Here is a 10960-nt window from a genome sequence, read left to right as displayed (position 1 = left end):
TATCGATGTGCGGCTCCGCCGCGTGGGCGCGACCAGCCCCCACTCACCCGCACCCGCCAACGAACCCCATCCCCGAGCTATAGGGCGGTCCCAGGGGCGCAGCCCCTGGCAGACGAGCGGGGGCGAAGGGGCGGCAGCCCCTGGGGGACGGGACGGGTAGGGGCGGCGGGGGCGAAACCCCCTACAGACGCCCGATGTCACCGCGTGGCATCCGCGGCGCCCTCCGAGCCGGCGCCCTCCCCGACAACAAGATCAACCGAGCCGCCCGATGCCGCTGCCCCGCATACGGCTCCAACAACGACAACATCACCGAGTCATCCGCATCCCGGTCCCCGGCCAGAGCGAATCCCACGATCCCCGGCAGATGCAGATCCCCCACGGTCACCGCATCCGCCGCCCCATGACTCCGCTGCACGGTCTCCGCCGAGGTCCACACCCCCACCCCCGGCACCAACTCCAACCGCCGCCGCGCATCCTCCGGCGACATCCCCACGGCCTCCTCCAGCCGCCCCGCCACCCGAACCGCCCGCAGAATCGTCGACGCCCGCTTGTTGTCGACCCCGGCGCGATGCCACTCCCAGGACGGGATCAAGGCCCACTCCCGAGCCGTGGGCATCACGAACATCCCCGGAGGCACAGGCCCGGGCGCCGGCTCCCCGAACTTCCGTACGAGCAACCGCCACGCCCGATACGCCTCGTCCGTGGTGACCTTCTGCTCCAGCACGGACGGAATCAAGGACTCCAGCACGAGCGAGGTCCGAGTCAACCGCAACCCCACCCGCCGCCGCCAAGCCATGGCGACGACCCGATGCCGGGGCACGAAGACCTCGGGCTCATCCAACGCCCCGAGCAACGGGGGCAGTTGATCGAGCAGCCAAGAGGCTCCGGGCCCCCAGGCCTCCGCCTCGACCACCCCACCCCGCAGCACCACCCGCAACGTCCCGGCCCCCACCGGCGTACGGCTGGCCCGCCACACGGCCCCGTCCGCGGTGGCCCGGAACGTAGGATCCCCGGGCCCCCGCCGAAGCGGCCCGAGCACCAGCCCCAGATCCAGCGCCCCTTCCGGCACCCACTCCCGCCGCACACCGGGCGCAGCCGCCGGCCGAGGCACCCCATCTTGGGGCACGACGACATGCCCACCCCGCGCAGTCGTACGAGTAGGCCGCTGAGCAAATCGTCCAGCCACGGTTGAGGTCCTTAAAGAGCCATACGCGGTGCCCTACGAGAGTAGGCGGGTGCGTTCCGCGCCCCTTGAGGGGCGCGGGGCTGTGTCGATGTGCGGCTCCGCCGCGTGCGCGCGAGCCACCGCGACCGACCCGCACACGCGTACCAAGCCCACTCCCTCCGAGCCCCAGGCGCAACAACCCCGACCAAATGTCACCGAACCTCGATGAACGCGGCCGCATCCCGACCCGCTCTGGCAGCCGGCTCCGCCGCCGCATGCCCCACCGCGACGGCCCCCATCGGATCCCACTCCTGAGGCAGCCCCAACACCTCCCGCACGACATCCCGGCAGAACATCGTCGAAGACACCCACGCCGATCCCAGCCGCTCCCCAGCCAGTGCGACGAGCAGGTTCTGCACCCCGGCCCCGGCGGCGACGACGAACATCTCCCGCTCGGCGGCATCCCGCCGAGCGTCCCCGTATGTGTGGGCCCCGTCCATGACCAGACAGGGCACGACGAGATACGGCGCGTTGCGCAGCACGTCTCCGCGCCGGACCCGCTTGGCGATGGACTCCTCGCTCTTGCCGTCCCGTCGCAGATCCGCGATCCACGCGTCCCGCATGGCGTCGAGCAGCCGTACCCGCGACTCCTCGGACTCCAGCAGCACGAACCGCCACGGCGTCGTGTGATGCGGTGCCGGCGCGGTCACGGCGGCGGCGACGGCACGCCGCACCGCCCCGGGGTCGACCGGCTCGTCGGTGAACGCCCGGACCGTACGCCGCTGGGTCACCGCCAGCCGTACGGCCTCGGAGGTGCCCAGCCGGAACATGTCGTCGCGCGCACCCCGCACCAGGGCTTTCGTGCCCTCACCACCGTCCTCGGCGACGACATGCGCGAGCCCCCGTACCACGGCGACGGGCAGCCCGGCGGCCTTGCCCTTCACCAGGTCACCGGCGGCGGCCAACTCGTCGGCGGTGGCGACGACGGTCGCGCTGAGCGGATTGCCGTACGCGTCGGTACCGCCCCGCAGGTCGTCGAGCACGCGTACGCCCGCCGCGCCGATGGCGGCATCGGTCAACCCGGACCGCCAGGGTCGCCCGAAGGTGTCGGTGACGACGACCCCGACCTCGACCCCGAGCGCGTCCCTGATGCCGTCCCGGATCGCCCGGGCGGAGGCGTCGGGGTCCTCGGGCAGCAACAGCACGGTCCCGGACGGAGTGTTGGAGGCGTCGACCCCGGCGGCGGCCATCACCAGCCCCTGCCGGTTCTCGACGATCCTGAGCGTCCCGCGCCGTGCCACGACCCGTACGGTCTCGGCGTCGATCGCGGCCTCCCGGTCGGCGGCCTCCACGATCCGGCCCTCGGCCTTGGACACGATCTTCGAGGTGACGAGCAGCACGTCCCCGTCGGCCAGCTCCGGCTCGGCCGCCGCGATGAGCTTGGCGAGGTCGTCGCCCTTCTGCACCTCGGGAATACCGGTCGGCGCCCAGACCCGGTAGCCCGTACCCGAGAGCACGTCCGTCTCGTTCTCCCCGCTCACGCGCCCCGAACCTCCTCGGCCAGCGCCAGCGCCTCCCGGGCCATGGCCGCCGTCGCCTCCAGGTCCGTCATCATCAGCGGTACGGCCCGGCACCGTATCCCGGCGGCCTCGACGCGCTCCACGGCGCCCGCGTCCACGGTGTCGACCAGCCAGCCGTCGAGCAGCCCGGAGCCGTAGTGCTCGGCGACCGCTGCGGCGGTGGACTCGACGCCGACGGCGGCGAGGACCTTGTCGGCCATACCGCGCACGGGCGCGTCCCCGACGATGGGGGAGAGGCCGACGACCGGCACCCCGGCCTCGGCGATCGCCTCCCGGATGCCGGGCACGGCGAGGATGGTGCCGACGGACACGATGGGGTTGGACGGCGGGAAGAGGATCACGTCCGCCGCCGCGATGGCCTCCAGGACGCCGGGCGCGGGCTTCGCCTGCTCGGCGCCGACCGGCACGATCGCCTCGGCCGGCACGGAGGCCCGCAGCCGCACCCAGTACTCCTGGAAGTGGATCGCCTTGCGCTCACCGGAGCCCTCGCCGGAGCCGCTGTCGGGCAGCGTCACGGCCACGTGCGTCTCGACGCGGTCGTCGGTCATGGGGATGAGCCGGACGCCGGGCTTCCAACGGTCGCACAGCGCCTCCGTGACCGCGCTCAGCGGATACCCGGCGCCGATCATCTGTGTCCGCACGATGTGCGTGGCGAAGTCCCGGTCCCCGAGCCCGAACCACTCCGGCCCGACGCCGTACGCCGCGAGCTCCTCCTTGAGGTGGAAGGTCTCGTAGGCCCGGCCCCAGCCCTGCTCCTCGTTGATGCCGCCGCCGAGCGTGTACATCACCGTGTCGAGGTCGGGGCAGACCTTCAGCCCGAAGAGGTGGATGTCGTCCCCCGTGTTGCCGATGACCGTGATCTCCGCCTCCGGCACGGCCCGCTTCAGACCACGCAGGAACCGGGCACCACCGATGCCACCTGCCAGAACCACAATCTGCATGGGAGCCAGTCTGGCAGGCGGGTACGACAACGGGTCGCCGGGCCGCGACCACGACCGGTTTCCGGACGACTACGCGCGCGTGCCCTCCATGTTCCCTACGCGCGCGTGGCACGCCCGCCTCAAGCCGTGACGGTCGCCGTCCTCGCCGTGCACGCCTTCGTGCGCATCGGCATGTCCGTCAGGCCCGGGTAGTACACGTGCAGGCTTATGGCCGGTTCCAGCGTGTCGTTGACGACCTCATGCGCGTACCCCGGCGCGAACACCCGCTGCGCGCCCGCGTCCAGCACCCGTGTGCCCCGGTCGGTGTGTTCGGTGAGGGTGCCCTCGAGGACGGTCAGCACGCCGGAGGACTCCCCGTGATCGTGCAGCCCGGTGCCCTGCCCCGGCACCCAGGACAGCAGCCACACCTCGTAGCCGGGGCCGGTCCGCAGCCGGTGGTACCAGCGGGTCGTGGCGTCGTACTCGACGAGGTGCTCCCACTGGGCGCGGTCCTCGGCGATGGATCGGGCCAGTCCGGCGAACTCGGCCACGGTGACCGGGTGTTGGCGCGGCGCCTGGAGGAGGTGGGGTACTTCGAGGATGTCGCCGGCGATCTGGAGGTCGCTGTCGCTGTTCATGGAGTGAGGTGTTCCTCGGCGGAGAGTGTGGGGGATGGCTGGGGGTCGCGGGCCGTCCGCCCGGGTCACGGGCGGAGCGCGGTCGCCCTGGTGCGGGCGGGAAGGGAACAGCAGCCGAGCCAGATGGGCTCAGTGGCAGCCGGAGCGGATGAGGCTCAACAGCTGTGACAGCAACAGCTACAGCGAGCGCGGGCAGCACCGAGGGACCCGGCGGAGCGGGTCGAGGTGAGTGCCAAGTTCGCGAGCATGCCCACAAGCACAGCGGTTCACACCTCCGCTGTCAACTTGACGTCCGGTATGTGGATGCCGATTCACCTCTTCCGGTGCATCCGCGCGGCGAAAGGTTTGTGCATGGGGGAGCGGGGAGACATGGCGCACATCCGGGCACGCCCGGTACGACACCACCGGGCACGCCCGGAGCGAGTCGGCTGAAACATGTCGGAACGAGATCGAACTCCCGGGCGTCCTCCTCCGTAAGGAAGGGAGACCTCGCTCGGACTTTCGGGAACTCCCGTCCGCCGCCACACTGCTGTCAGGTTTATGCCGATTTGAACACTTTCCGCATAGCCTTGGTTCCGCAGAGTGAATAAGGGGCCCAATAGCAGATCTCGGCTTGACTCGCCCGTAGCAGCACACTTGTAATTTCACTCGTGTCGTTCAGCCGAAATCGGTAACGGCCGCACGACGGGGACGCGAAAGACGGACGAGGGGCGCACATGACCGAGCTCGTGCAGCAACTGCTGGTCGACGACGCGGACGAGGAACTCGGCTGGCAGGAGCGCGCGCTGTGCGCCCAGACCGATCCCGAGTCCTTCTTCCCCGAGAAGGGCGGCTCCACCCGCGAGGCCAAGAAGGTCTGCCTCGCCTGCGAGGTCCGCTCCGAGTGCCTCGAGTACGCCCTCGCCAACGACGAACGCTTCGGTATCTGGGGCGGTCTGTCGGAGCGCGAGCGCCGTCGCCTCAAGAAGGCGGCGGTCTGAAAGCAGCGGTCTGGAACACGTCCCAGAAGAACCGGGTGACGAACGGCCCGTCGCAGGTGGGTTATCCACAGGCGGCGGGCCGCTGTGCTGCTCAGCCGTTAGTGTGGGCCCTCGTCCGAGACGTCCCCGTGTCCCCGCCGGACACAGACGTCCACCGCAGTCCATCGAACCGGGGCCCGTACCTCGATGTCCGTGCACAGCCACACCGCAGCTCACCACGACGCCGCCACTCCCGAGTTCCCACGTCATGTGGTGACCGCGGTCCTCGTCGCGCACGACGGCGCCCGCTGGCTGCCCGACGCGCTCGCCGGGCTGCTCGGCCAGGAGCGCCCCGTCCAGAACGCCATGGCGGCCGACACCGGCAGCGCGGACGACTCCGCCCGGCTCCTCGCCGACGCCCTCGGCCCCGACCGCGTCCTGCACCTGGCCCGACGGACCGGTTTCGGCCAGGCCGTCGAGGAGGCCAACCGCACCGCGGGCGTGCTCACCCAGGACGACCTGGCGTATCTACGGCGCCCCAGCGGCTGGGACCCCGTCACCCGCACCTGGCGCGACGACGCGTACGACATGCCCGAGCTCCCGCACGGCGAGCCGGTCCAGTGGCTGTGGCTGCTCCACGACGACTGCGCCCCCGAGCCGGACGCCCTCGCCCAGCTGCTGCGGGTCGTGGAGAACGAACGCGAGCTGGGCCGCGACGACGTGGCCGTCGTCGGCCCCAAGCTGCGCGGCTGGTACGACCGCCGTCAGCTCCTGGAGGTCGGCGTCACCATCGCCAACTCCGGCCGCCGCTGGACCGGCCTGGAGCGCCGCGAACAGGACCAGGGCCAGCACGACCACGTCAAGCCCACCCTCGCCGTCTCCACCGCCGGCATGCTGATCCGCCGCGACGTCTTCGAGGAACTCGGCGGCTTCGACCGGCGACTTCCCCTCATGCGTGACGACGTCGACCTGTGCTGGCGCGCCACCGCCGCCGGCCACCGCGTCCTCGTCGCCCCCGAGGCGGTCGTACGGCACGCCGAGGCCGCCTCCCGCGAGCGCCGCACCGTCGACTGCGTGGGCCGCAGCGCCGCCTCCCCGCACATGGTCGACAAGGCGGGCGCCGTCCACACCCTCCTCGTCAACTCCCGCACGGCACAGCTCCCCTGGGTGCTGCTGCGCATCGTCCTCGGCACGCTCCTCAGGGTCGTCGCGTATCTGGTCGGCAAGGTCCCCGGACAGGCCGTCGACGAGATCCGCGGTCTGCTGAGCGTGCTGCTGCGGCCCGAACGGATCATCGCCGGACGCCGCAAGCGAGGCCGCCCGCAGCTCGACAAGGGCGAACTGCGCGCGCTCTTCCCGCCGCCCGGCGCGACCGTCCGGCTCACCGTCGAACAGGCCGCGGGCGATCTGTTCGGCCGCTCCGACAGCGACTCCTCCACGGCCGGACGGCACGGCGGCGCGGTCGAGTCGGGGCCCGGCGACGAGGACGCCGACTTCCTGGAGGTCGAGCAGTTCGCCCGGCTCAAGCGCCTCGCGCGCAAACCCGGCCCGGTGCTGTTCGCCCTGCTGCTCCTCGCCTCCCTGCTCGCCTGCCGCGCACTGCTCAGCGGCGGCGCGCTCGCGGGCGGCGCCCTGCTGCCCGCCCCCGCCGACTCCGCCGCGCTCTGGTCCCGCTACCTGGACGCCTGGCACCCGGTGGGCGTCGGCGGCACCGAGGCCGCGCCGCCGTACCTGGCGATCGTCGCCCTGCTCGCCTCGCTGCTGTTGGGCTCCACCGGACTCGCGATGACCGTGCTGCTGGTGGCCTCCGTGCCCCTGGCCGGCTTCACCGCGTACTTCGCCTCGCGCCCCCTGGTCGAGTCCCGGCTGCTGCGCGCGTGGGCGGCCGTCGTCTACGCCTTCCTGCCCGCTGTCACCGGCGCGCTCGCGGGCGGGCGCATCGGAACCGCCGTCCTCGCGATCCTGCTGCCCCTCATCGCCCGCGCGGGCGCCGCCGCAGGCGGGCTCACGAACAGCACGGGGGCGCGCGGCAGCTGGCGCGCAACCTGGGCGTATGCGCTGCTGCTGACGATCACCACCGCGTTCACCCCGATCGTGTGGCCCATCGCGCTGATCCTCGGCCTCGCACTCCTCGTCGTGCGCCGCCGCGAGATCGCCGCCTACGGCCTCCGCTTCCTCGCCCAGCTGGGCACCCCGCTGCTGCTCCTCGCCCCCTGGTCGCTGACGCTGCTGCCGTTCGGCTTCTTCCAGGAGGCCGGCATGGAGTACGGCGCGAGCGCGGCCTCCGCGACCGACCTGCTCGGCATCAGCCCCGGCGGGCCCGGCACGGTCGGCGGTCTGACGCTCATCGGCGTCGTCCTGGCCGCGCTGGCCGCCCTGCTGCGCTCGGAACGGCAGTTGGGAATCCGGACCGCCTGGACGGCCGCCCTGGTGGCACTCGTCCTCGCCGTCCTGTCCAACGGCTCCGCCTGGGCCGGCCCCGCGACCCTCGTCTACGGCATCGCCCTCCTCGCCGCCGCCACCCTGGGCGCCGACGGGGCACGCGCGCGTGTGGCCGAGCAGAGCTTCGGCTGGCGCCAGCCGGTGGCCGTGCTCATCGCGCTCGCCGCCGCCGTCGGCCCACTGCTCGCCGCCGCCGGCTGGATGATCGGCGGCGCCGACGGCCCCCTGGAGCGCCGCGACCCCGTCCAGGTGCCCGCGTTCGTCGCCGAGGAGAGCGGCACCCGCGACCAGGCCCGCACCCTCGTCCTCGACAGCGACTCCACCGCCAAGGTCTCCTACACCCTGGTCCGCGGCTCCGGCGTCCGCCTCGGCGACGCCGAACTCACTGCCGCCGCAGGCGAGAACGAGCAGCTCGACAAGGTCGTCGCCAACCTCGTCGCCGGCTCCGGCGCCGACCAGGCCGACGAACTCGGCGGCTTCGCCGTGCGTTACGTCCTCGTCCGCCAGGGCGCGCCCCGCGAGGTCAGCCGCGTCCTGGACGCCACGCCCGGCCTCAGCCGCCTCAGCCAGCAGGACGGCAGCGCCCTGTGGCGGGTGGACCGCCAGGTCGCCCGCGTCACCATCGAGGCCTCCTCCGGCGACCCGAAGGCCGTCGCCGCAGGCCCCGTCGACGTGCACACCACCATCCCGGCCGGAGGCTCGGGCCGCGTCCTGCGCCTCGCCGACACCGCCGACGAGGCGTGGACCGCCACCCTGGACGGCAGGCCGCTCACCCCCACCACGGTCGACGGCTGGGCCCAGGGCTTCCGACTGTCCGTCGACGGCGGCAGGTTGGACGTCACGTTCGACACACCGGTGAGCCACACCGGCTGGCTGTGGGCGCAGGGCTCGCTCGCCGTCGTCCTCGTCGTTCTCGCCCTGCCCGGCCGCCGCCGGGACGTCGACGACGACCTCCCCGACGAGCCGGTCGCCGTCCCCGCCCAGGACATCACCGGCGACGGCCGCCGCGCCCGCCGCCTGCGCGCCCAGGCGGAGGCCGAGGCAGAGCAGTCCGCCGCCGCGACGACGCCTCCTCCTGCGGAGGAGGCCCCGGCCGCCGCCCCCGTCCCGCAGCAGCAGCCGTACGACGACTGGAACACCCCGGGCTACGCGGGCACCGGCGGCGAATACGGCCAGTACGACCAGCAGTTCCAGGGCACCCAGCAGTACCCGGCGGGCGCGTACGACCAGCAGCGCTACCAGGCCGACCCCTACCAGGGCGGCCAGTACGACCCGTACGCCTACGGAGGCACCACGGCCTCGTACGACCAGACGTACACCCAGGGCTACGACGCGACGTACGACCCGTCGCACGGCACCGGCGCCGACAGCGAGCGCCCCGACGGGAGCCAGCAGTGAACCGCACGACCCTGTCCCTGATCGCCGGCACGACCGCCCTCGCCGCCGTCACCGGCTTCGCCGCACTCACCGCGCCCGACGCCTCGAGCGGCGACACCCCCGCCGAGGCGGCCGTCCAACTCCCCGTGGAACGCACGAGCCTGCTCTGCCCCCAGCCGAGCACCTCGGAGGTCGGGGAGACCACGTACACGTCCTTCACTCCCGTCACCAAGGGCACGGACGGTGAGGGCACCGCCGAACTGACGGAGGCGGGCGCGGACTCGACGGGCAACGACGAGAAAGCCGGGAAGACCGAGAAGGCGGGGAAGACCGAGAAGACCGAGAAGGCAGACAAGACGGACAAGCCGGTTCTTAAAGTCGAGGAACCCGGCAAGCCCGTGACCACGGACGTCGACAGCTCCTCGTCCCCCGCGCTGATCGGCACGGCCCAGGGGAAGTTCGCCCCCGGCTGGACCGTCCAGGAGACCACCGAGGTCGCCGCGGGCACCGGGCGCGGGCTGCTCGGCGTCAACTGCACGGCCCCGGACACCGACTTCTGGTTCCCGGGCGCCAGCACGGCCGCGGACCGCACCGACTACGTCCACCTCACCAACCCGGACGACTCGGCGGCCGTCGTCGACATCGAGCTCTATGGCAAGGACGGGGCCCTGAAGTCGTCGGTGGGGGAGGGCATCACGGTCCCGCCGCGTTCCAGCGAGCCGGTCCTGCTGCCGACGCTGGTCACGGAGAAGGAGGCCGACCTCACGGTCCACGTGAGCGTCCGCAGCGGCCGGGTCGCCGCCGCCGTCCAGGCCCTCGACAAGAAGCTGGGCGGCGACTGGCTCGCCGCCGCCGCCGACCCGGCGGGCAGCGTGGTCCTCCCCGGCATCCCCAAGGACGCCACATCCGTACACCTCGTCGCCTTCACCCCCGGCGACACCGACGCCGACCTCAAGGTGCGCCTGGCCTCACCCACGGGCTCCATCACCCCCGCCGGCAACGAAACCCTGCACGTCAAAGCGGGCATGACCGCCACGGCAGATCTGGGCGACGTCACCCGGGGCGAGGCGGGCTCCCTCCTCCTCACCCCCGCCGACGAGTCGATCCCGGTGGTGGCCGCCCTCCGCGTCGTCCGGGGCAAGGGCGACGACCAGGAAACCGCCTTCATCCCCGCCACCCGCTCCGTGGGCACCCGCGCGACGATCACCGACAACCGCGCCAAGGGCACCACTCTCGCCCTCACCGCCCCCACAGCCACGGCCAAGGTCAAGATCACCGCCTCGGCAGGCACCACCGCGGGCGAGCCCACGACGAAAACCTTCACCATCAAGGCGGGCACCACCCAGAACGTCGAGATGCCCGCTCCCGCGGGCCTGAAGGGCACCTACGCCCTCACTGTCGAACCGATCTCCGGCGGCCCGCTCTACGCCTCCCGCACCCTCGAATCCAAGGTGGAAACCCTCCCCGCCTTCACGATCCAAACCCTCCCCGACGACCGAGGCACGGTGGCGGTCCCGGAGGCGGAACAGGACTTGTCGATACTGCAGAGGTAGAGAGCCCTCAGAAGGGCCTGCGGCCCTTCTGAGGGCCGCAGGCCCTCCAGGGGCGCGGGGAACTGCGCGACCAGCCCAAACGAGCCCGCAGACAGACACTCACCCCAGACACCCCTTTCCTCCCCGAGCGGGGGTCTGGGGGCGGCAGCCCCCCAGAAAACGCGGGGCCGAAGGGGCACAGCCCCTGGGGGATGGGACGGGTAGGGGCGGCGGGGGCGAAACCGCACACCAGAAACCCGGCGGCGCCTCAGTCCTCCCCGTACCGCGGATCCACAGTCTCCGGATTCAACCCCAACAACTCGGCCACCTGCTCGACCACGACCTCA

The 10960-nt window shown here is 72.4% G+C and carries 7 protein-coding genes and 1 pseudogene; 3 read left to right on the top strand and 5 right to left on the bottom strand.

Annotated features, from left to right (window positions below):
- Positions 1–181 precede the first annotated feature (181 nt).
- From STRIP9103_RS24525 to STRIP9103_RS24510, 4 genes are all read right to left on the bottom strand, one after another.
- Positions 182–1186 (bottom strand): DNA-3-methyladenine glycosylase family protein, encoded by a 1005-nt coding sequence (locus STRIP9103_RS24525; RefSeq protein ID WP_009321309.1) that lies wholly within the window; start codon positions 1184–1186, stop codon positions 182–184.
- A 191-nt stretch (positions 1187–1377) separates the two neighbouring features.
- The gene (locus STRIP9103_RS24520) at positions 1378–2706 is read right to left on the bottom strand and encodes a coenzyme F420-0:L-glutamate ligase (RefSeq protein WP_009321304.1); all 1329 of its coding nucleotides are present in this window, start codon (positions 2704–2706) and stop codon (positions 1378–1380) included.
- On the bottom strand, positions 2703–3686 hold the full coding sequence (gene cofD / locus STRIP9103_RS24515) for a 2-phospho-L-lactate transferase (RefSeq protein WP_048820906.1): 984 nt from the start codon (positions 3684–3686) through the stop codon (positions 2703–2705). Before cofD ends, STRIP9103_RS24520 begins: the two co-directional genes overlap by 4 nt.
- Positions 3687–3805: 119 nt before the next feature.
- The gene (locus tag STRIP9103_RS24510; RefSeq protein ID WP_009321307.1) at positions 3806–4303 is read right to left on the bottom strand and encodes a cysteine dioxygenase; all 498 of its coding nucleotides are present in this window, start codon (positions 4301–4303) and stop codon (positions 3806–3808) included.
- 716 nt (positions 4304–5019) lie between these two features.
- On the opposite strand from STRIP9103_RS24510, the gene STRIP9103_RS24505 reads away from it, so the two are divergent.
- The 3 genes from STRIP9103_RS24505 (at position 5020) to STRIP9103_RS24495 (ending at position 10634) form a co-directional block, all read left to right on the top strand.
- Positions 5020–5283: a WhiB family transcriptional regulator gene (locus STRIP9103_RS24505; RefSeq protein WP_003975777.1), complete on the top strand. Its 264-nt coding sequence runs from the start codon at positions 5020–5022 to the stop codon at positions 5281–5283.
- 186 nt (positions 5284–5469) lie between these two features.
- Positions 5470–9102 carry a glycosyltransferase family 2 protein gene (locus STRIP9103_RS24500; protein ID WP_009321305.1) on the top strand — a complete coding sequence of 1211 codons (3633 nt, stop codon included), beginning with the start codon at positions 5470–5472 and terminating at the stop codon, positions 9100–9102.
- A complete protein-coding gene (locus tag STRIP9103_RS24495) occupies positions 9099–10634 on the top strand; it encodes a DUF5719 family protein (protein ID WP_009321310.1) in 1536 nt (511 codons plus the stop codon). Before STRIP9103_RS24500 ends, STRIP9103_RS24495 begins: the two co-directional genes overlap by 4 nt.
- Before the next feature lie 247 nt (positions 10635–10881).
- Here the strand turns inward: STRIP9103_RS24495 and STRIP9103_RS53765 are convergent.
- Positions 10882–10960: pseudogene (locus STRIP9103_RS53765) on the bottom strand (metallopeptidase family protein); the annotation flags it as partial.

Origin of the sequence: Streptomyces ipomoeae 91-03 (assembly GCF_000317595.1) — a bacterium.
Classification (GTDB): Bacteria; Actinomycetota; Actinomycetes; order Streptomycetales; family Streptomycetaceae; genus Streptomyces; species Streptomyces ipomoeae.
The sequence above is the reverse complement of the archived record's forward strand: the minus strand, read 5'-3'. Positions and strand labels throughout refer to the sequence as shown.